The 21,558-nt window shown below is 60.4% G+C and carries 20 protein-coding genes; 6 read left to right on the forward strand and 14 right to left on the reverse strand.

Annotated elements, in window-relative coordinates; genetic code table 11:
* Window positions 1-90: 90 nt before the first annotated feature.
* The 9 genes from AEQ67_RS10060 to AEQ67_RS10100 all read right to left on the reverse strand — a co-directional run bounded on the left by AEQ67_RS10060 (window position 91) and on the right by AEQ67_RS10100 (window position 10,588).
* Window positions 91-717 (reverse strand): ABC-type transport auxiliary lipoprotein family protein, encoded by a 627-nt coding sequence (locus tag AEQ67_RS10060; protein WP_059403729.1) that lies wholly within the window; start codon window positions 715-717, stop codon window positions 91-93.
* Window positions 714-1,652: an MlaD family protein gene (locus tag AEQ67_RS10065; RefSeq protein ID WP_059403730.1), complete on the reverse strand. Its 939-nt coding sequence runs from the start codon at window positions 1,650-1,652 to the stop codon at window positions 714-716. The genes AEQ67_RS10060 and AEQ67_RS10065 overlap by 4 nt, the downstream gene beginning before the upstream one ends.
* Before the next feature lies 1 nt (window position 1,653).
* The gene (locus tag AEQ67_RS10070; protein WP_059403731.1) at window positions 1,654-2,457 is read right to left on the reverse strand and encodes an ABC transporter ATP-binding protein; all 804 of its coding nucleotides are present in this window, start codon (window positions 2,455-2,457) and stop codon (window positions 1,654-1,656) included.
* On the reverse strand, window positions 2,454-3,602 hold the full coding sequence (locus AEQ67_RS10075) for an ABC transporter permease (protein WP_059403732.1): 1,149 nt from the start codon (window positions 3,600-3,602) through the stop codon (window positions 2,454-2,456). Before AEQ67_RS10075 ends, AEQ67_RS10070 begins: the two co-directional genes overlap by 4 nt.
* 54 nt (window positions 3,603-3,656) lie before the next feature.
* Window positions 3,657-4,685: a DUF5924 family protein gene (locus AEQ67_RS10080; protein WP_059403733.1), complete on the reverse strand. Its 1,029-nt coding sequence runs from the start codon at window positions 4,683-4,685 to the stop codon at window positions 3,657-3,659.
* Between the two features lie 203 nt (window positions 4,686-4,888).
* The gene (locus tag AEQ67_RS10085) at window positions 4,889-6,265 is read right to left on the reverse strand and encodes a M16 family metallopeptidase (RefSeq protein WP_059403734.1); all 1,377 of its coding nucleotides are present in this window, start codon (window positions 6,263-6,265) and stop codon (window positions 4,889-4,891) included.
* A 191-nt stretch (window positions 6,266-6,456) separates the two neighbouring features.
* Window positions 6,457-8,115, reverse strand: a complete 1,659-nt coding sequence (locus AEQ67_RS10090; RefSeq protein WP_059403735.1) for a Na/Pi cotransporter family protein — start codon at window positions 8,113-8,115, stop codon at window positions 6,457-6,459.
* Window positions 8,116-8,427: 312 nt separating this feature from the next.
* Window positions 8,428-9,195, reverse strand: coding sequence for a TerC family protein (locus AEQ67_RS10095; RefSeq protein WP_059403736.1), 768 nt, complete (start codon window positions 9,193-9,195; stop codon window positions 8,428-8,430).
* Between the two features lie 85 nt (window positions 9,196-9,280).
* A complete protein-coding gene (locus AEQ67_RS10100; protein ID WP_059403737.1) occupies window positions 9,281-10,588 on the reverse strand; it encodes a CitMHS family transporter in 1,308 nt (435 codons plus the stop codon).
* Between the two features lie 433 nt (window positions 10,589-11,021).
* Here AEQ67_RS10100 and AEQ67_RS10105 point away from each other — a divergent pair, with 433 nt between their 5' ends.
* Complete coding sequence (locus AEQ67_RS10105) at window positions 11,022-11,423, forward strand: GFA family protein (protein ID WP_059403738.1); 402 nt, start codon at window positions 11,022-11,024, stop codon at window positions 11,421-11,423.
* Here the strand turns inward: AEQ67_RS10105 and AEQ67_RS10110 are convergent, their stop codons facing one another.
* Window positions 11,424-11,750, reverse strand: coding sequence for a DOPA 4,5-dioxygenase family protein (locus tag AEQ67_RS10110; protein ID WP_059403739.1), 327 nt, complete (start codon window positions 11,748-11,750; stop codon window positions 11,424-11,426).
* An 83-nt stretch (window positions 11,751-11,833) separates the two neighbouring features.
* Between AEQ67_RS10110 and AEQ67_RS10115 the strand changes: the two genes are divergently transcribed.
* The gene (locus tag AEQ67_RS10115) at window positions 11,834-12,499 is read left to right on the forward strand and encodes an NAD(P)-dependent oxidoreductase (protein ID WP_059403740.1); all 666 of its coding nucleotides are present in this window, start codon (window positions 11,834-11,836) and stop codon (window positions 12,497-12,499) included.
* A 104-nt stretch (window positions 12,500-12,603) separates the two neighbouring features.
* Here the strand turns inward: AEQ67_RS10115 and AEQ67_RS10120 are convergent, their stop codons facing one another.
* Window positions 12,604-13,554: a choline sulfate utilization transcriptional regulator gene (locus tag AEQ67_RS10120; RefSeq protein ID WP_059403741.1), complete on the reverse strand. Its 951-nt coding sequence runs from the start codon at window positions 13,552-13,554 to the stop codon at window positions 12,604-12,606.
* A gap of 114 nt (window positions 13,555-13,668) precedes the next feature.
* Here AEQ67_RS10120 and betC point away from each other — a divergent pair, with 114 nt between their 5' ends.
* From betC to AEQ67_RS10135, 3 genes are all read left to right on the forward strand, one after another.
* Window positions 13,669-15,183 (forward strand): choline-sulfatase, encoded by a 1,515-nt coding sequence (betC, locus tag AEQ67_RS10125; RefSeq protein ID WP_059403742.1) that lies wholly within the window; start codon window positions 13,669-13,671, stop codon window positions 15,181-15,183.
* 16 nt (window positions 15,184-15,199) lie between these two features.
* Window positions 15,200-16,120: a choline ABC transporter substrate-binding protein gene (gene choX / locus AEQ67_RS10130; protein WP_059403743.1), complete on the forward strand. Its 921-nt coding sequence runs from the start codon at window positions 15,200-15,202 to the stop codon at window positions 16,118-16,120.
* A 151-nt stretch (window positions 16,121-16,271) separates the two neighbouring features.
* Complete coding sequence (locus AEQ67_RS10135; RefSeq protein ID WP_059403744.1) at window positions 16,272-17,840, forward strand: SulP family inorganic anion transporter; 1,569 nt, start codon at window positions 16,272-16,274, stop codon at window positions 17,838-17,840.
* Window positions 17,841-17,929: 89 nt separating this feature from the next.
* On the opposite strand, the gene aroE is transcribed toward AEQ67_RS10135, so the two are convergent.
* Both aroE and hemF read right to left on the reverse strand, forming a co-directional pair.
* Window positions 17,930-18,751 (reverse strand): shikimate dehydrogenase, encoded by an 822-nt coding sequence (gene aroE, locus AEQ67_RS10140; protein ID WP_059403745.1) that lies wholly within the window; start codon window positions 18,749-18,751, stop codon window positions 17,930-17,932.
* 65 nt (window positions 18,752-18,816) lie between these two features.
* Window positions 18,817-19,731 carry an oxygen-dependent coproporphyrinogen oxidase gene (gene hemF / locus AEQ67_RS10145; RefSeq protein ID WP_059403746.1) on the reverse strand — a complete coding sequence of 305 codons (915 nt, stop codon included), beginning with the start codon at window positions 19,729-19,731 and terminating at the stop codon, window positions 18,817-18,819.
* A gap of 177 nt (window positions 19,732-19,908) precedes the next feature.
* Here hemF and AEQ67_RS10150 point away from each other — a divergent pair, with 177 nt between their 5' ends.
* The gene (locus AEQ67_RS10150; protein WP_059403747.1) at window positions 19,909-20,886 is read left to right on the forward strand and encodes an NADPH:quinone reductase; all 978 of its coding nucleotides are present in this window, start codon (window positions 19,909-19,911) and stop codon (window positions 20,884-20,886) included.
* Window positions 20,887-20,983: 97 nt separating this feature from the next.
* Here AEQ67_RS10150 and AEQ67_RS10155 read toward each other — a convergent pair whose 3' ends face one another.
* Complete coding sequence (locus AEQ67_RS10155) at window positions 20,984-21,541, reverse strand: L-threonylcarbamoyladenylate synthase (RefSeq protein WP_059403748.1); 558 nt, start codon at window positions 21,539-21,541, stop codon at window positions 20,984-20,986.
* Between the last annotated feature and the right edge of the window lie 17 nt (window positions 21,542-21,558).

The following is a 21,558-nucleotide window of genomic DNA, read 5'->3' on the forward strand; positions in this document are numbered from 1 at the left end:
CCCGCGATAGCGATTTCTCATTCAACATAAATGTCGTCTGACACTACGCAATCGCGGGCAAGCCCGCTCCCACAGGAATCAACGTTGGGTTCAGGGTCTTGGGGGCGGGGCGACTTTCTGGCCTTGCTCGACCGCCCAGCTCACCACCTGCGCCGTTAACTGGTCACTTGCCTGGCCAAACCCGGCCACCACCGCCGGCACCTTCACATCACTCAGTGGCTGACGCACTTCAAAGCGGCGGCTGGCGAGGATTCGCTGGTCATAACCGCGCACCAGCAACGCATCCAGCCGCACCACCACGCCAGCGTTCGTGCCTTGGTACTCGGTCTGGAACGCTTGCAGGCTCCCGCCCAGTTCCAGGTCCGCCTGGAAATTACTGTCGTCGGTGCTCAGCAGCGTCACCCGACCATCACGCTGGAAACCATCCAGCAGGCGATTGCGCAGCAGCACCGGCGCCGGGTCGCTCCAGCGCGAGCCCTTGTAGCTGCTGATCACATCGCCCTGAGGAATGACGGCAATGTTCGAATTGTTCAACGCTTCGCTGGCCTGGGGTTTGTTCAGGCGCAACGACCAGCGCTGCGGTGTAGCGTGACTGGCCGACGGGCTGCTTTGCGCCGAGGGCAATCGATAGACATCGAACGGCTCGGACTTGGGCAAGATCGAGCACGCGCCGATCAGCGTGAAGCTGGCGAGGAGGGCGAGGCGGGTCAGCTTCATGGAGTGAATTCCTTGTTCTTGTCACTGCCCAGCAAATAACCGCTGGGGTTGGCCTCCAGACGCTGAGAAATGGCGCGCAGCGAGGTCAGGGTTTCACGCAGCTCACGCACCGCCGGCGCCAGGCCATTGAGGCCCTGCATGCCGCTGTTGAGCGAATCCTGATTGGTCGTGAGCAGTTTGTTGATGGTCGCGCTGCTTTGTTCCAGCGACTTCATCGCCTGCTCGGCACTGCCGAACACCTGCTTGCCCTGATCGCTGATCAGGCCGTTGGCATTGCGCATCAGCGCAGCGGTCTGTTCAAGGGTGGCCGTGGCCTGCTTGCCGACGGCACCCAGTTGCTGCATGGCCTGACGGATGTCGCCGCGCTGGTCGGCGATGGTGCCGGTGGTTTGCTCCAGGTGTTCAAGGGTCTTGCTGATGCGTTCGACGTTCTCCGAGGAAAACATCTGATTGGCGTTATGCATCAGCATGTTCACGCCCGCCACCAAGTCGCCACTGTCGTTCAGCAGACGGGCGATGGGCGAGGGCGATGCCACAATCATTGGCAGATTGCCGTCCTTGCCCTTGAGCTTCGGACTCTGCGGAGTGCCGCCGCTGAGCTGAATGATCGAGGTGCCGGTGATCCCGGTCAGCGCCAGTATCGCGTGGGTGTCTTCCTTGATCGGGGTATCACCACCCAGACGAATTCGCGCCAACACCCGGCGCGGGTCTTTCGGGTCCAGGCGCAGGGTCACCACGTCGCCGACCTTGATCCCGCTGTACTGCACGGCGCTGCCCTTGGACAGGCCGCTGACCGCCTCGTTGAAGACGATTTCGTAATCCTTGAACTCGGTGTCGACACTGGACTTGGCCAGCCACAGACCGAAGAGCAGGGCGCCCGCCACCACAATCACGGTGAACAGGCCGATCAATACATGATGGGCTCGGGTTTCCATGTCAGACCTCGTTGAGCTGTTGAGCGGCCGTCAGCGCCGCGCGGCCTCGTGGGCCATGGAAGTATTCGTGAATCCACGCGTCGTCGGTTTCCGACACCTTGTCGATGGCATCCGCTACCAATACTTTTTTCTGCGCCAGCACCGCCACCCGATCGGTGATGGTGTAGAGCGTGTCGAGGTCGTGGGTCACCAGAAACACGCTCAGGCCCAAGGCGTCACGCAGGGTCAGGATCAGTTGATCGAACGCTGCGGCGCCAATCGGATCGAGGCCGGCGGTGGGTTCGTCGAGAAACAGGATGTCCGGGTCCAGCGCCAGCGCCCGGGCCAGAGCGGCACGCTTGATCATGCCGCCGGACAGCGAAGCGGGGTACTTGTCCGCCGCCGACAGCGGCAACCCGGCCAGGGCCAGTTTCACCGCCGCCAGATGCTCGGCATCGTTGCGGCTCAGGCCGGCGTGCTCGATCAGGGGCAGTGCGACGTTCTCGGTGACCGTCAGCGAAGAGAACAGCGCGCCTTTCTGGAACAGCACGCCGAAACGCCGTTCGACCATCGAGCGCTCGTGTTCCGACAGCGTCGGCAGGTTTTTACCGAAGACCTTCACCAGCCCTTCGCTGGGCTGACGCAAGCCGACGATGCTACGCAGCAACACCGACTTGCCGCTGCCGGAACCGCCGACCACGGCGAGGATTTCGCCTTTGTACAAATCCAGGTCAAGGTTCTCGTGCACGCTCTGGCGACCAAAGCGATTGCACAGCCCTCGGACTTCGATCACCGCCTCGGAAGGCGCTCGGGGTAGACGACTCACCAGCCCATCTCCATGAAAAACAGCGCGGCTACGGCGTCGAGCACGATCACCACGAAAATCGACTGGACCACGCTCGACGTGGTGTGCGCGCCCACGGACTCGGCGCTGCCACTGACCTTGAAGCCTTCAAGGCAACCGATCGCGGCGATCAGGAACGCAAAGATCGGCGCTTTGACGATCCCCACCAGAAAGTGCTGAACGCCGATGTCCGATTGCAGCAGCGAGAGAAACATCGCCGGCGAGATATCCAGCGCCACGGCGCAGACCACGCCACCGCCGACAATCCCCGAGAGCATCGCCAGAAAGGTCAGCATCGGCAGCGCCACCAGCAGCGCCAGCACGCGCGGCACCACCAGCAGTTCCATCGGGTCGAGGCCCAAGGTGCGGATCGCGTCGATTTCCTCGTTGGCCTTCATCGAACCGATCTGCGCGGTGAACGCACTGGCGGTGCGGCCGGCCATCAGGATCGCGGTCAGCAATACGCCGAATTCGCGCAGGAAGGAGAACGCGACGAGGTCCACAGTGAAGATGCTCGCACCGAAACTCGCGAGCACTGTCGCGCCGAGGAACGCCACCACCGCGCCCACCAGGAAGGTCAGCAGGGCGACGATGGGCGCCGCGTCGAGGCCAGTCTGTTCGATGTGCGCCACCATCGGCGTGATGCGCCAGCGCTTGGGGCGAAACAGCCCACGGGCGATGGTTTCGAGGATCAGGCCGACGAAACCCAGCAGCTGCAGGGTGTCCTGCCAGACCGCATCGACTGCGCGGCCGATGCGGGTCAGCAGTTGAATGCCGACACTGATTTCCGGTTCCTTGATCGGTACGCAGAAATCGCTGAGCGAGCAGTAGACGGTCTGCAACAAGGCGCGGTCGGCAGAGGACAGGGTGCAATCGGGGTGTTCGGCGGAGCGCCCCAAACGCTCGGAACCGAGCAACTCCACCAGCAACGAGGCGCCGGCGGTGTCGAGTGCGCCGAGGCCGTTGAGATCAATGTGGGTGCTGTCGTTGTATTGACCGTGGAGCTTTTCGCTCAGGTGCTTGAGGTCGGCGTAGTGGGCAAGCGTCCAGTCACCCGTGACCCGCAGTTGAGCAGGGGAGTGAGAGGTGTCTAGCTGGGCATTGCCGGCCATTGTGCTGCTGGTCATAAGCTCCGTGCTTGTTCGGCTATTACGCAGCTCTACGTAATAGCACGAACCGGATTACTTTTCTTTGATCGGCGTGCTGTCCTTGACCTTGAAGCGCAACACACCGATGACCTGACCGTCTTCGGTGAGCACGCGAACCTGCCATTTGCCGGCGGGGTTGCCGGGGAAATTGGTTTTGTGGGTCCAGGCCCGGTAGCCTTCCTTGCGCCCGCCGTGGATGTCCAGCGGGATGCGGTCGACCTCTTTGCCGTTGAACTGCCACACGTGATAGATCCGCTCGTCCAGGCCGCGCGGGGCGTTGATCGCGGTGTAGGCGTACAGCCCGTCACCGCGAATCTGCTCGACGCTGACTTCATCCAGACTCTTGCCCGGCGTGCGGTCCTGCAGTTGAGTGCTGATCGCCACGTCGGTCATCCACAGCGTCGCCGGCGGCACCCACGAGCGCAGCACCCAGCCGAGGGCGCCGATGCCCAGGGTGATACTCAGGATCGCCAACGCGTTGCGCACGGTGCGGATCGGGAAAATCGACGCCAGGCTCGGGAACGACAGCAGCACGGCGATGCCCAGGGCCAGTTTGAAGCTCTGCGAGGTGGTCAGGTGCAGAATGACGGGCAGGGCGGTCAGCAGCGCGGCGAACAGCGTCAGCGTGTGCAGCGCCAGGAACGCCCAGCGCCGTGGCGCCAGCCATTTGTAGTAGAGCGGGTCGATGATGGAAATCAGTGCGGCAATGCCCAGCAGCCCGGTGAAGAACAGTTGGCCGCTGTTCCAGGTGGTGGTGATGAAAAAGAACGGCAGGACGAAGAACAGGCTTTCCTGGTGAATCATCTGCGTGGCGTAACGCAGCAGCGGCTGGGGAATTTCGCGCTTGAAGATTCTGGTGAACAGCTTGGTCAGGCTGTTTTCCAGCATCAGCCAGATCCAGCTGAGCACCATGATGATGGTGATCCAGGTCGCCAGGCCTTGCTGGCGATCCACCAGAATGAAACTGCCGACCCCTGAAATGAAACCACCGAGCGCAATGACCCCCGGATAGCGCTTCATCAATTCCAGGATGCGCTGGACGTACAGGGTCAGGGTAGGCATTCGGCGGTTCGCACTAGTCGTAGGAAAAATCCTCGACAGAGTACCGCTGGCAAAGCGGTGTGGCGAGGGATCCGTTTGCTGGTATACGAGGAACTGTAGGAGCTGGCTTGCCAGCGATGGTCGTTAACGATAACGCGTGTTTTATCGGATAAACGCGGCGTCCTTAAGACCTTCGCTGGCAAGCCAGCTCCTACGGGGATTGGTTAGCGTCTGCGATGCATGCGCCAGGCCAATAGCCCGAGCACAATCAGAGCGAACACCCCGGCAATCGCCCACAACAACTGGTCATCACTCATCAACGGCTTCTCGATCCGCAAATACCCCGGTTGCAGCAGCAGCTCGCGCATCGCTTTGTTGGCTTCCTCCAGCGTCACCCCTTGCAGTTCCTTGGCCGGGTCGGCGAAACGGCCGTCCTCGTAGTCGCCGATGGCACTCCAGTAATAATCGGCCAGCGCGCTGTTGCCTTGCACGGCCCAGGCCTGACGGGCGATAGCGGCCTGCTTGAGGCGGTTGAAGGTGTCGACATTGAGACCGTCCTTGAGCAACCCGGCCTTCAAGTCCTCCAGCACATTTTCGGCCTCGGCCACGTCATCGCGCTCAAGGTCCGCGTTCAGGCTCATGAAGCCGACCCCTCCAAATACCTCGCGCTCGGCCCAAGGACCGTAGGACAAACTATGAGCCAGCCGCAACTGGCGATAGAGCGCCCAGTCCAGATAATCCTTGAGCAGGTCGAAGGTTTCGTCGTGCTGGTCTTCCAGCACCGGCTCCGGCACCAGCCAGTGCAACTTGGCACCGCCGCCGACAAAACCATGGATCAGGCTTCGCTCATGGGCTGCACTGGCCTTGATTTCCGGCAGGGGCAGGTGCTCAGTGGGATCGATCGCCTGGAGCGCGCCATAGGCCTTCTCCAGATACGCCGGCAATACACGTTCCAGATCACCCACCACGATCAGCGTCATGTTGTTCGGCGCGTACCAGTCCTTGCGCACCTTCTCCAGTTGCTCCCGGGTCAGATGGTCGACTTGCGCACGTTCGGGGCATTTGAGGCCCAGTTCCACCGCCAGTTGATTACTGGCCGTATGGCCCAGGTCCTGGCGGTCCAGCCAGCGTTGCAGGTGCGAGTAATGACCACCGTCCTCGCGTTCGACCACTTGCTTGGCGGCGTTGATCGCGTTGTCGTCGAATCGGGTCTGGGTCAGCAGCGCCAGCAGCAGATCGAGAACCTTGCGCTGGTTTTTCGCCGGGGCTTCGATGACGAACGTGGTGTCGGCGTTGCTGGTGTAGGCGTTCCACTCACCGCCCAGGGCCTGCATGCGCTCTTCGAGGCCACCTTCGCCGCTGGCGTCGATGCCGCTGAACAGCAAGTGTTCGAGCAGGTGCGGCAGCTCCTTGTCGGCGCAGCTGAAATCATCCAGGCCGACGCCGACCACCAGACGAATCGCCACATGCCCGCGCTCGGTGCCGGGCTTGAGCAGCAATTGCAGACCGTTGGGCAGCGTGTAGCCCTCGACCTGAAAGCGATCCAGGGCAAACGAAGGCAAGGAACCCAGCAATAGACAGGCGAACAACAGACAACGCATAGCAAGCTTCCATACGACTGATTGAAGATCCGTGTCGTCCTTTAGGCCGCCATCGCGGGCAAGCCCGCTCCCACATGGATAGGGGCCGATCAATAATTTGTGGCAACCACGAAACCTGTGGGAGCGGGCTTGCCCGCGATGGCGGCTTTAAAACTGAATCATTGTTACTGACTGACCACTTTGCCAGACGTTCAAGGCGAATGTGTGATGTCAGCCAAATCGTCGACGGCCAGCGCGCCGGTGTCGGACGTTTCCAGCACCACATAAGCACTGCTGCAGAACAGCGAGTTCAGACGCTTCATATCGGCGATCAACTCCAGGTGCAACGAACTGGTCTCGATACTCTGCACGATCTTACGTTGCAATCGACTGACGTGAGCATGGGCCAGGCGGCGTTCCTGTGCGCGAAAGCGACGTTTCTCACGCAGCAACTGGCGGGCACTTTCCTTGTCGGCACTGAGGAACACCGACAACCCAAGGCGCAGGTTGGAGATCAACTGGCCTTGCAGCCCCGCCAATTCTTCCAGGCCGACCTGGGAAAACGACCGGCGTTGCGAGGTTTTCTGCTGCTGGACCTTGCGCAGCATGCGTTCGATCAAGTCGCTGGCCAGTTTGAGGTTGATCGCCAATTCGATGATTTCCGCCCAACGGCGGCTGTCCTGGTCACTGAGGTCTTCCCGGGGCATTTGTGCCAGATAGAGTTTGATCGCGCTGTAGAGCGCTTCGACATCATCGGTCAGGCGGCGTATTTCCTGGGTGACGGCAGTCTGTTTGCCGTGCAGCACGTCGAGCATGGCTTCGAGCATGTTGTCGATCAGGTCGCCCATGCGCAGGGTTTCCCGGGCCGCGTTAGCTAACGCCAGGCTGGGTGTGACCAGTGCCGTCGGATCAAGGTGACGGGGTTTGGCCATGCCGTTGATTTGCGGGCGCTCCGGCAACACCCATGCACAAAACCTGGCCATCGGCCCGACGCTCGGCAGCAATATCAGGCAGCGTGCGGTGTTGTAGAGCAGGTGGAAGCCGATGACCATTTCCTGAGGGCTGAAGTCCAGGCTGTCGATCCAGTGCACCAACGGATCGAGCACTGGAATGATCAGCAACAGACCGATCAACTTGTACAGCAGGCTGCCCAACGCCACCTGGCGGCCGGCGGCGTTCTGCATGCTGGTGCTGAGAAAGGCGAGAACTCCACTGCCAATGTTGGCGCCGATCACCAGGCCGATGGCCACGGGCAGACTGATCACGGCGGCGCCGGCCAGGGTCGCCGTCAGCAGGACGGCAGCCAGGCTGGAGTAGGAAACCATCGCGAACAGTGCACCGACCAGGGCATCGAGCAGGATATCGCCGGTCAGCGAAGCGAAAATCACCTTCACACCCTGAGCGTGAGTGATCGGTGCCGCGGATTCGACGATCAATTGCAGCGCCAGAATAATCAACCCCAGGCCGATACCGACGCGGCCCATCTGGCCCACTCGGGTCTGCTTGCGCGACAGGAAGAAAATCACCCCGAGAAAGATCAATAGCGGCGACAGCCACGACAGGTCAAAGGTCAGCACCCGCGCCATCAGCGCCGTACCGACATCCGCGCCGAGCATGGTTGCCAGGGCCGGAGTCAGCGCCATCAGGCCTTGACCGACAAAGGAAGTGACGAGCATGGCGGTGGCGGTGCTGCTCTGGACCATCGCCGTCACGACGATCCCGGAGATGAACGCCAGCCAGCGCCTGGACATGTTCCGGGCGATCACGTGGCGCAGGTTGGAACCGTAGACCCGCAAGATGCCGGTTCGGACGATGTGCGTGCCCCAAATCAGCAAGGCCACGGCAGATAGTAAATTGAGCAGGGTGAGCATGCAGGCCCCCTGTGGTGGTAGCGCCCCAAAGGGGCAAGTTGACGGTGCCGCGCGACGTTCTACGTTCTGTACTTTAGCTGTAGTTGGCTAACGGTCTGGACGCCAGCATCGCATAGCTAAAGAAGTGATTGAAACAAAACTGTCATGAAAACAGATTGATGCAGACAAAGAAAAAGGGCCAGGGCAAATAAACCTGTAGGAGCCGGCTTGCTGGCGAAGGCGGAAAAACAGTCGACACAGATGTCGCCTGATTTATCGCCTTCGCCAGCAAGCCGGCTCCTACAGGAATTGCCACCAGCCCTTTGGGTCAGCTTACTGGCCAGGAATATCCTTGCGCAGTTTCACCGGATCTTGCTGCTTCTTCTTTTTCGCAATCGCGGTGCGCATCTTGATGTTGATCGCTTCCACTGCCAACGAGAACGCCATGGCGAAGTAGACGTAGCCTTTTGGCACGTGGACGTCGAAGGACTCGGCAATCAGCACAGTACCGACGATCAACAGGAACGACAGCGCCAGCATCTTCAGCGACGGGTGCTTGTCGATGAACTCGCTGATGGTGCCCGAAGCCCACATCATCACCAGTACGGCAACGATGATCGCCGCGACCATGACCGGTACGTGGGACACCATGCCTACTGCGGTAATGACCGAGTCCAGCGAGAACACGATGTCGATGATCGCGATCTGAATGATGGTATAGAGGAAGTTGCCGCCCTTGCCGCTCGGCTCTTCGCTGGTTTCATCCTCGCCTTCCAGCGCGTGGTACATCTCTTGCGAGCTCTTCCACAGCAGAAACAGACCACCGAAGAACAGGATCAGGTCACGCCCGGAAATACCCTGGCCGAACACTTCGAACAGGTCCGCGGTGAGGCGCATGACCCAAGTGATCGACAGCAACAACAGAATCCGCGTGATCATCGCCAGCGCAAGGCCGAAAATCCGGGTGCGCGCCTGCATATGCTTGGGCATGCGGCTGACCAGGATCGAGATCATGATGATGTTGTCGATGCCCAGGACAATCTCCAGGGCGGTCAGGGTGAAGAAGGCAACCCAGATTTCAGGGTTGGTCAGCCATTCCATGTGTATTCCTTTGAGCAAGTGTTAAACCACGAAGGGCCCGGGCTTCAAACAGCAAAGCCTGGACCCGTCATGGTGAGTCTTTGGATTATAGAGTGCTGAACATCGGAAAAATCCCCATCAGCAACGCGGCGACCAGTATGCACATGCACACCAGCACTGCCCATTTCAGCGTGAAGCGCTGGTGATCACCGAAATCGATACCGGCCAGGGCCACCAACAAGTAGGTCGATGGTACAAGCGGGCTCAACAAGTGGACGGGCTGACCGACGATCGAGGCACGTGCCATTTCAACCGCGGTTATACCGTAGTGACTGGCCGCTTCGGCAAGTACCGGTAACACGCCGTAATAAAATGCATCGTTAGACATGAAGAAAGTGAACGGCATGCTCACCAGCGCCGTGATCACAGCCAGGTACGGGCCGAGGAAATCCGGGATGACCGCCAGCAGGCTTTTCGACATCGCGTCGACCATGCCGGTGCCCGACAGGATGCCGGTGAAGATACCTGCGGCAAAGATCAGCCCGACCACTGCCAGCACGCTGCCGGCGTGGGCCGCGACGCGATCCTTCTGCTGTTGCAGGCAAGGATAGTTGACGATCATCGCGATGCTGAATGCCACCATGAACAGCACCGGCAGCGGCAACAGACCGGCGATCAGGGTGCACATCAGCGCCAGGGTCAGCGCGCCGTTGAACCAGATCAGTTTCGGACGACGGGCATCCGGGAACTGCGAAACACTGATTTCGCTGTGATCGACTTCATCGCCCACCAGGTGCAGTTCACCCAGACGTGCACGCTCACGTTTACCGTAGAAGTAGGCAATCGCCAGGATCGCCACCACGCCGGCCAGCATCGCCGGAATCATCGGCACGAAAATATCGGACGGGTCCACATGCAGCGCACTGGCCGCCCGGGCAGTCGGACCACCCCACGGGGTCATGTTCATCACACCACCGGCGAGGATGATCAGGCCAGCCATGATCCGCGGGCTCATGCCGATGCGGCTGTAGAGCGGCAGCATGGCGGCCACGCAGATCATGTAAGTGGTCGCGCCGTCACCATCCAGGGAAACGACGAGCGCCAGTACGGCGGTGCCGACCGACACCTTCAACGGGTCGCCCTTGACCAGTTTGAGGATCTTGCGCACGGCCGGGTCGAACAGGCCGGAGTCGATCATCAGGGCAAAATACAGAATGGCGAACATCAGCATCACACCGGTCGGTGCGAGCTTGGTGATGCCTTCGAGCATCATCGGGCCGATTTTCGGGGCAAAACCGCCGAACAGGGCGAAAATGATCGGGATGATGATCAGTGCGATCAGCGCGGACAGGCGCTTGGTCATGATCAGGAACATGAACGTGATGACCATGGCAAAGCCAAGGAAAGTCAGCATGGGAATACTCCAGGCATAGCGCGGCTAGGGAATGGGCGAACCGGTTGGGTCAGCGCAGAACGGGAAGCGCGAGGCGTATGGGCGGAGTGGCGGCGAAGCGGCGGGGTGCAAAGGACATCAGGATCACCATTGTTGTTGTTAAATGGACCGGGCGAGCAATCGAACACTCGCTTTGGCCAACCGGTCTGTTGCCGGCAGTGAGGGCGATCCTAATCGGGGAAGCTTTCATTCAGCTTTCGTTGGTGAAAGCATTGACCGGATGTGCAACCGGTCGTCGGACCGGGGCAGGGAGGTAGACCGAGTTGACGCCTTCGCGAGCAAGCTCGCTCCCACAGTGGTTTTGCGTACGCCACAGATCCAGTGTGGGAGCGGCGGTGCGGCGATTCGACTTGCCCGCGAAGGCGCCGGAACATACGCATCAGGAGGAAACACAATGAGCGAAGTTCATACCGGCGGCTGTCATTGCGAACAGCTGCGCTATCAATTCAACAGCCCGTTGCACGACATCGCCCACTGTCATTGCTCGATTTGCCGGCGAGGCAGCGGCGGGATCGTCACGACCTGGATCACCATGCCGTTGTCGACCTGTCAATGGCTGAAAGGAACACCCGCGCAATACGAATCTTCAGCACCCTGCGTGCGCTATTTCTGCCCGAACTGTGGCGCACAGCTGGCGCTGATCACACGCCTCAGCCCCGAGACCATCGATGTGACCATCGCCACCCTCGATCACCCAGAACTGGCGCCGGCCGAACGCCACATCTGGATGGACAGCCGTTTACCCTGGCTGCACCTCGACGAGCACTTGCCGGGCGAAGCCGAAGAAAGCATCTGATCAGAAAATAGACAGATCCAGCGGCCGGATCGCGCCCATCCAGATCGCATGCTCGGTGTGATCGAGCAGATCGTCACCGGTGTCCGGGTGCAGGAACACCACCAGCCCCTTGCGATTGAGCGCCAGCCACGGTAGTACGTCGCCGATATGTTCGGGCCCAAAGGCCAGCTGGCAGCTCCAGTCAGGGTGCGGACCCACCGGGCGTTCGTGCACGCGGCCCATCTTCAGCGGGAACAATTGCGCCGCCTGCTCACACAAGGCTCGCGCCTGATCGATGGTGCTGGCGTTAAAATAAACGTGGGCGTGGTAGCCCTTGATCGCTTGCATCTGAAACCCTCTAAAACCCGGTCGAACCGTCACCGTTTCCCATTGGTCACACGCCATATACGCAGGAAAGAACGGAGCCAGCCATGAAAAATGCCGAAACCCCGGTGGTGAAAGTGGTGCTTTATGGTGCCATGAGTAGCCTGGGCAGTGCGCTGATGGCTGAATTGCTGCGGCGCCAACATGAAGTGATCGCGATTCTCGATGACCTGACAGCGCTGGCGCCGCGCCCGGGTTTGCGGGCCAAGACCGGTGACTTGTTCGATGCCGAACGCGTGAAGCAAAGCGTGGCGGGCAGTTCGGCGGTTATTTGCCTGCTGGACGCGCCCGGGTTGCCGTTCAACAGCGAGCATGTGGAAAAAACCATCGTGCCAGGCCCGGTCGAACAGGTGCTGGCCGTGGATGCGCTGATCGAGGGCATGCAGGCTGCGGGCATTGCCCGACTGTTTCTGGTGGGGGATTTCGAGTTGCTGGACGATCCGGAAATAGAGGACCAATTGCAGCGCCACGCCGCCGAGGAAATCCGCGAAGCCCTGCAAAGCAGCGCCTTGCATTGGACCTTGGTGAACGCGCCGCGCGGGGTGCCAGGGCTGACGATCGAACATTTCAGCCATGTCAGCAGCAGCCTGGAGTCGGGGCTGGCGGAACCGCTTGAGCGGCTGAATCGCGTTGCGGTGGGGATTGCCGATGAGCTGCGGTTGAACCTGCATGTGGGTGAGCATGTGAATTTTGTCGCGACCTCAGAACCGTAAAAGATCGCAGCCTCGTTGCACTCGACAGCTCCTACAGGTGGGTGCAATCCTCTGTAGGAGCTGTCGAGTGAAACGAGGCTGCGATCTCTTGATCTTGTGAATGTTCAAATCGCAATCGAAGGCAACGGCAACCCATTCAAAGACTGCGCACTGCTCGCCTGCTCGGCCATCAACCAATCGACAAACTGTTGAATCAACGCCCCACGCCGTTTGCGCTGGGGCAAGACCACGTAATAGCCCAATCTCGACATCACCGTTTCAGCAATCGGTCGATATAACAAACCTTGCGCCAACAAGTTATCCACAAGGTGCCGCCAACCGATTGCCACGCCTTGGCCGCCAATCGCCGCTTGAATCAACAAGGTGTAATTGTCGAAGCGCAATTGTCCCGGCGCGGGTGCAGAAGTTATCCCCAGTTCGCGAAACACGCCACTCCAGTCGAACCAGTTGCTGCTGTTTTCCCCGCGCAGGTGCAGCAACGGGAATTCCAGCAATGACTGGGCCGACAGGGGCAGCGGACGGTCCTTCAATAGCAGCGGGCTGCACACCGGAAACACTTCTTCGCTGAACAACCAATGGCTTTCGCCCTGCTTGAATCGGCCATCGCCGAACAGCACCGCCACATCGATATCGGTGCGCAGCATGTTGAGGCTGCGCTCGCTGGTGACCAGGCTGACATCGACTTGAGGATTGGCTGCGTGAAAACGATGCAGACGCGGCATCAGCCAATACGCGGCGAAGGCGAAATCAGTGGCGACCTGCAGCACTTCATGTTGATGCTGTGCACTGATCGCGCTTAACCCTGCGTCGATATTCTGCAAACCGAGCTGAACCTGCTCGAAAAGAATCGTCCCGGCCTCGGTCAATTCAATGCCGCGATAGATACGGTCAAACAGCCGTGTGCCCAGTTGTTCTTCCAACCGCTTGATTTGCTGGCTAATCGCCGGCTGTGTTGTGCCGAGTTCCACCGCAGCCGCCGTGAAGCTGCGCTGGCGGGCCGCCGCTTCGAAAGCACGAAGCAAATCCAGAGACAAATCGCCAAGGGCGTCATACATAAGCTGTGCTTATCCTAGTCATTGCCGCGCATGGGCTTTACCACAATCTGCATGGGCTACATGCTCGATCGCAGCACTCTCGCATAAATATTCACTATGGAATGCCGCGATCACATGAAGCGCAAGAATATTCTTTTCATCATGGCCGATCAGATGGCCGCGCCAATGTTGCCGTTCTACGGCCCTTCGCCCATCAAATTGCCTAATCTGAGCCGCCTCGCCGCCGAAGGCGTGGTGTTCGACGCCGCTTATTGCAACAGCCCACTGTGCGCGCCGTCGCGTTTCACCCTGGTCAGCGGTCAATTGCCGAGCAAGATCGGCGCCTACGACAACGCCGCCGATTTCCCCGCCGATGTTCCGACCTATGCCCACTACCTGCGTCGACTCGGCTACCGCACCGCGCTGTCGGGCAAGATGCACTTCTGTGGCCCCGATCAGTTGCACGGCTATGAAGAGCGCCTGACCAGCGACATTTACCCGGCCGATTACGGTTGGTCGGTGAACTGGGACGAGCCCGATGTGCGTCCGACCTGGTATCACAACATGTCGTCGGTGCTGCAAGCGGGGCCATGCGTGCGCACCAATCAGCTGGATTTCGATGAAGAGGTGGTGTTCAAGGCTCAGCAGTACCTGTTCGATCATATCCGCGAGGATGGCGATCAGCCGTTCTGCCTGACCGTTTCGATGACCCACCCACACGACCCGTACACGATTCCCAAGGCTTTTTGGGATATGTACGACGACGCTGACATCCCGCTGCCCGAAACGCCGGCCCAGGCCGATCTCGATCCGCATTCCCAGCGTTTACTGAAGGTTTACGACCTGTGGAATAAGCCGCTGCCTGTGGATAAGATCCGCGATGCGCGCCGCGCGTATTTCGGAGCGTGCAGCTATATCGACAGTAACGTCGGCAAACTCCTGCAAACACTCGAAGATACCGGGCTGATTGACGACACCATCATTGTCTTTTCCGGCGACCACGGCGACATGCTTGGCGAGCGCGGTCTCTGGTACAAAATGCACTGGTATGAGATGGCCGCCCGTGTGCCCCTGTTGATAAGTGCGCCAGGGCAATTCGGGGCTGGACGGGTCAGTGCCGCAGTCTCCACTGCCGACTTGCTGCCAACCTTCGTCGAATTGGCCGGCGGTTCACTGGAGCCGGGCTTGCCGCTGGACGGCCGGTCGCTGGTTTCGCACCTGCAAGGGCAGGGCGGTCACGATGAAGTGTTCGGTGAATACATGGCCGAAGGCACCATCAGTCCGCTGATGATGATCCGTCGCGGCGCCTACAAATTCATCTACAGCGAAGACGACCCTTGCCTACTCTTCGATGTACACAACGACCCGCGCGAACAGGAAGAACTCAGCCATTCGCCGCAACATCGCCAGCTTTTCGAGGACTTTCTCGCCGAATCGCGGGCCAAATGGGATATTCCGGCGATTCATCAACAGGTGCTCGCCAGCCAGCGGCGCCGACGTTTTGTCGCCGATGCACTGACCATCGGCAAGCTGAAGAGCTGGGATCACCAGCCTCTGGTGGACGCCAGTCAGCAGTACATGCGCAACCACATCGACCTCGACGATCTGGAGCGAAAAGCACGTTATCCACAACCCTGCCAAAACCAATAATGTTAAGGGGAAGTCCATGCAAAGGTTATCCACAGTACTGACGGTCGGGCTGCTCGCTCTGGGCAGTGCATCGGCGTATGCCGATCAGAGCTGCGAAACGGTGAAAATGGCCGACCCTGGCTGGAGCGACATCGCCGCGACCAATGCGATCACCGGGTTTCTGCTGGACGGCATGGGCTACAAGGCCAAAGTCGACACCCTGGCGGTGCCGATCACCTTTGGCGGGCTCAAGGATGGCCAGGTTGATGTGTTCCTGGGTAACTGGATGCCGGCGCAACAAGGCTTCTACGACAAGTTCGTGGCCACGGGCGATGTCACGCAACTGGCGAAAAACCTCGACGGCACCGAATTCACCCTGGCGGTCCCGGACTATGTCTGGGACGCGGGTGTACATGACTTTGCCGACCTGAACAAATACGCCGACAAGTTCGACAGGAAAATCTACGGCATCGGCTCCGGCGCCCCGGCGAACATTTCGCTGCAAGAGATCATCAAGAAGAACGATTTCGACATGGGCCAGTGGAAACTGGTCGAGTCCAGTGAGCAGGCAATGCTGGCCGAAGTGTCTCGTGCGGTGAAAAAACAGAAGTTCGTGACCTTCCTCGGCTGGACTCCGCACCCGATGAACGTGCAGCTGAAAATGCATTACCTGAAGGGCGGCGAGAAATACTTCGGTGATACCGGCAGCGTTCATACCCTGACCCGCAAAGGTTATGCACAGGCCTGCCCGAACGTTGGCAAGCTACTCACCAACCTGAGTTTCACCCAGGAAATGGAGAACAGCATCATGGCCGAGGTGGTGAACAAAAAGGTCAGCAATGCCGAGGCGGCCAAGGCGGGGATCAAAGCCAATCCGGCGGTCCTGGATAAATGGCTGGACGGCGTGAAGACCGTGGACGGCAAGGATGCGTTGGGGGCAGTCAAAGCCAAACTGTAACGTCCGAGGACGCCATCGCGGGCAAGCCCGCCCCCACAGGTTCAGGTGATCCATGTGGGAGCGGGCTTGCCCGCGATTCGATAGTCGCCCTTGCACAACCGTACCTGACCCACCACCCTGACGCTTTTGACGTCACTCACCGAGAGGACTCATGGCCTTCCCCAGCCGCCATTCACTCTTCCCGTTCCTCGCCTGGCTACCCCGGCAGACCCGCGCCAGCGTCGGTCGTGACCTGATCGTCGGCCTGAGTGGCGCGATTCTCGCGTTGCCGCAGTCCATTGCCTACGCCTTGATCGCCGGTCTCCCACCGGAATATGGCCTGTACGCTGCGATCATCCCGGTACTGATCGCCTGTCTCTGGGGTTCGTCGTGGCACCTGATCTGTGGTCCGACGGCGGCGATTTCCATCGTCCTGTACGCCAGTGTCAGTCCTCTGGCCGTTCCCGCGTCCGAGGACTATGTCACCCTGATCCTGTTGCTGACGCTGCTCGCCGGCATTTTCCAGTGGCTGCTGGGTTTGCTGCGTTTCGGCGCCCTGGTGAGTTTTGTCTCGCACTCAGTGGTGCTGGGATTCACCCTCGGCGCGGCGGTGGTGATTGCCATCGGCCAGTTGCCCAACCTGCTGGGCCTGGACCTGCCCAGCCAGGCCACCGCGCTGGACAGTTTTTTGATGGTGTTCAGGCATCTCGGCGCAGTGGATAAACCTTCGTTGTTACTGGGGCTGGCAACCGTCGTCGTGGGCGTAATCCTGAAATTCCTGCTGCCGCGCTGGCCGACGCTGTTGATGACCCTGGTCTTGAGCGGGCTGCTGGTCTGGTTCTGGCCCTCGATGTTCGGCCACGTGAAGCTGGTCAGCGCGTTTGTCGGGCGCTTGCCACCGTTCAGTCCATTGCCGCTGGATCTGGACCTGATCCTGCGTCTGCTGCCCAGCGCGGTAGCGGTCGGGATGCTCGGACTGGTGACGAGTCTATCGATTGCCCGCTCCTTATCGGCCCGTTCGCAGCAACTGCTCGACGCCAATCAGGAAGTCCGTGCCCAGGGATTATCGAACATGGTCGGTGCGTTTTTTTCCGGCTCCTTGTCAGCCGGTTCCTTCACCCGCTCGGGCCTGAGCTATGAAGCGGGTGCCTGCTCACCGATGGCCGGGGTTTTTTCGGCGTTGTGGGTAGGGCTGTTCGCCATTTTCGGTGCGAATTTGATCGCACACATTCCGATCCCGGCCATGGCCGGGAGCATTCTGTTGATTGCCTGGGGATTGGTCGACCATCGCGGTATTCGCGCGTTGTTGCGGGTCAGCCGCGCCGAATTCCTGGTCATGGCACTGACCTGTGTCGCCACGCTGTTGCTGGAATTGCAGACGGCGATCTATGCCGGTGTGCTGGCGTCGCTGTTCTTCTACCTCAAGCGTACCTCGCAACCACGGGTACAACATTGGCGCGATGGCGATGAAGACATTCTGCGGGTCGGCGGATCGATTTTTTTCGGTGCCAGCCATTACCTGCAAGTGCGCCTGCAACGGATGCACGGCGCCCGAGTGGTGATCGAGGCACAGCAGATCAACTTCATCGACTATTCGGGTGTGGAGATGCTGCACCAGGAAGCGCGACGGCTGCTGCGGCAGGACCGCAGCCTGACCCTGCGCGGGGCGAGGCCGCCGGTGGTGGAAGAGTTGCGGAAGCTGGAAGGGGCGGAGAAATGCCCGATCCGGTTTGAGGATTGATCCGACATCGATGTCGTTCGCCATCGCGGGCAAGCCCGCTCCCACAAGGATCACCGAAACCTGTGGGAGCAGGCTTGCCCGCGATGCTTTTAAAGGGCCAGTTGGCGGCGGAGTTCGGCCAGCACCGGCGCGGTATCCGGGCGCACACCACGCCACAGATAAAACGCCTCAGCCGCTTGCTCGGCCAACATCCCCAACCCGTCCATCGACACCGCCGCGCCATGCTCGCTGGCCCAGCGGCAGAACGAGGTCGGTTCCTTGCCGTACATCATGTCGTAGCACACCGTCTTGCCCGGCTCGATCAAGCTGCTGGCAATCGGCGGTACTTCGCCTGTCAGGCTCGCGGAGGTCGCGTTGATGATCAGGTCCACCGACTCCTGCAACCAGTCGAAACCACTGGCCGATACCGGGCCCAGGTCAGAAAACAATTCCGCCAGCAACTCGGCTTTTTCCACCGTGCGGTTGGCGATGATCACCGACGCCGGCTGTTCCGCCAGCAACGGCTCCAGCGCACCACGCACCGCGCCGCCGGCACCCAGCAACAGGATGCGTTTACCCTTGAGGCTGAAACCGGCGTTGACCGTCAGGTCCCGCACCAACCCGGCGCCATCGGTGTTGTCACCCAGCAGACTGCCATCGGCCTGTTTGCTCAGGGTGTTGACCGCACCGGCCCGCTGCGCCCGCGCCGTCAGGCTGTGCGCCAGGCGATAAGCCTCTTCCTTGAACGGCACGGTCACATTCGCCCCACGACCCTCAAGGAAAAAAGCCCGTGCAAAGTCGGAAAAGTCGTCAAGCGGCGCCAGCGAAGTGCTGTAGTCCAATGCCTGAGCGGTTTGCTCGGCGAACAGACGATGGATCAGCGGCGACTTGCTGTGGCCAATCGGGTTACCAAAAACAACATAACGATCCATCAACACCTCACCTGTAGGAGCTGCTGCAGGCTGCGATCTGAGCGCCAGCTCCATCAATGCAGAATTCAGACTTCAGCCAACCAATCGCGATCTTGCAGGAAGAACTCGGTCAGCCGTGCTTCTTCGCTGCCCGGCTCGGCTTTCCAGTCATAGCTCCAGCGTACTTGCGGCGGTAGCGACATGAGGATCGACTCGGTACGCCCGCCCGATTGCAGGCCGAACAGCGTGCCGCGGTCGTAGACCAGGATGAATTCGACGTAGCGGCCACGGCGGAATTCCTGGAATTCGCGCTGTTTGGCGGTGAACGCATCGTTTTTGCGGCGCTGCACGATCGGCAGGTAGGCATCAATGTAGGCGTCACCGATTGCACGCATAAACGCGAAACTGGTGTCGAAGTCCCACTCGTTCAAGTCATCGAAGAACAGGCCGCCGATGCCGCGCGGCTCGTGGCGATGCTTGATGTGGAAGTAGCTGTCGCACCAGGCCTTGTAACGCGAGTAGACGTCCGGGCCGAACGGCGCGCAGGCCTGTTCGGCGACGCGGTGCCAATGCACGCAGTCCTCGACGTTGCCGTAATAAGGGGTCAGGTCGAAGCCGCCGCCGAACCACCAGACCGGCTCTTCACCTTCTTTTTCAGCGATGAAAAAGCGCACGTTGGCGTGGGAAGTCGGTACATGCGGGTTGTGCGGGTGAATCACCAAGGACACGCCCAAGGCTTCGAAGCCACGCCCGGCCAGTTCTGGCCGATGGGCGCTGGCGGACGGTGGGAGACCGCTGCCGAACACGTGGGAAAAGTTGACGCCGCCCTTTTCGATGACCGTGCCGTTTTCAATCACGCGCGTGCGACCGCCACCGCCGGCAGGCCGGGTCCAGGCGTCTTCGACGAAGCGTGTGCCGCCGTCCTCGGCTTCCAGGGCAGCGCAAATGCGGTCTTGCAGGTCGAGCAGGGAGGCTTTTACGGCCTCGGTGCGGGTAGTCATGGCATCACCTTGAATCGGGCAAAGCTACGCGGGCTCCATTGAAGCGGGGGCCGGCGCAAATGGGCGCGTAGCATAACATCGCAGGTCGACCCTTCGCAGTTGACGAAGGTCAAGGTTAGGAGTTCGATAGGGCGCTTCGTCTTATGTCCCAAGAAACATGAACCAAGGAGTAGGCAGATGGCTAAGCGTATCCAGTTCCGCGCCCATGGCGGCCCCGAAGTGCTCGAGTATGTTGATTACCAACCCGCAGAGCCCGGCCCGCAGCAGGTACGTGTGACCAACAAGGCCATCGGCCTGAACTTCATCGACACCTATTTCCGTAGCGGCCTCTATCCGCTCCCGGCCCTGCCATCGGGCCTGGGTTCGGAAGGCGCGGGCGTGGTCGAGGCGGTGGGCAGTGAAGGCACCCGCTTCAAGGTCGGTGATCGCGGGGCGTATGGCAGCGGACCGCTGGGCGCCTACAGCGATGTTCACGTCTTGCCGGAGGCCAATCTGGTGCTTCTGCCGGACGCCATCAGCTTCGAACAAGCGGCCGGCGTGATGCTCAAGGGCCTGACCGTGCAGTACCTGCTGCGTCAGACTTATGAACTCAAGGGTGGCGAAACCATCCTGTTCCACGCCGCTGCGGGGGGTGTCGGTTCCCTGGCCTGCCAATGGGCCAAGGCCTTGGGCGTGAAGCTGATCGGCACCGTCAGCTCGCCGGAGAAAGCCGCGCTGGCCAAAGCCAACGGCGCGTGGGCGACCATCGACTACAGCCATGAAAACGTCGCACAACGCGTACTGGAATTGACTGACGGCAAAAAAGTCCCGGTGGTGTACGACGGCGTCGGCAAGGACACCTGGCTGACGTCGCTCGACAGCGTTTCGCCGCGTGGCTTGGTGGTGAGCTTTGGTAATGCATCAGGTGCGGTGGATGGAGTGAATCTGGGGATTCTTTCGGCGAAGGGTTCGCTGTACGTGACCCGGCCGACCCTGGCGACCTATGCCAACAACGCCGAGAACCTGCAGCGCATGGCGGATGAGCTGTTTGAGATGATCATCAGCGGCAAGGTGAAAGTGGATATCAGCCAGAAGTATCCATTGGCTGAAGCGGCGAAGGCGCAGACCGAGTTGTCGGCGCGGCGCACGACGGGTTCGACTGTTTTGTTGCCTTGAGGACGCCTTCGCGGGCAAGCCTCGCTCCTACAGGATCTCGGTTGTGTCGACTGACCTGTAGGAGCGAGGCTTGCCCGCGAAGAACGATGACGCGGTCTCAATCCTGGCGCAAAACCTTGCCAGTCGCCACGTCGCGAATCACGCTCGGATTCTTGCGCCCACCCAGACTCCCGCCCATCACCAAATCAAGCTGCCCTCGGAAATACTGCTCGATGCGAATCCGCGTACGCGCTGCCGGCCGGCCCTGCGGGTTGGCGGAAGTCGATACCAGAGGCCCGACCACCGCGCACAAATCCCGCACCTGCGGGTGATCGCTGACTCGCAATGCCACCGTCTCATGCACGCCAGTAATCCATTGCGGCAACATATTCTGGTGCGGCACCAGCCAGGTATTCGGCCCCGGCCAAGTGCTGGCCATACGGTCCATCCACAATTCGGGGAAGTCTTCGAAAAGGAAGTCGAACTGTCGAATGTTGTCGGCGACCAAAATCAGGCCCTTTTCCACAGACCGACCCTTGATCATCAGCAATCGATCCACCGCCTCTTCATCCCACGGGTCGCATCCCAGGCCCCAGACAGCTTCGGTTGGGTAGGCAATCACCGCGCCTGCGCGAATGGCTCGTGCGGCTTGTTGCACACGCCAACTGTTAACCATGAAAAACTCTCCGGAAT

The sequence above is a fragment of the Pseudomonas sp. RIT-PI-q genome (genome assembly GCF_001297125.1).
Lineage (GTDB): Bacteria > Pseudomonadota > Gammaproteobacteria > Pseudomonadales > Pseudomonadaceae > Aquipseudomonas.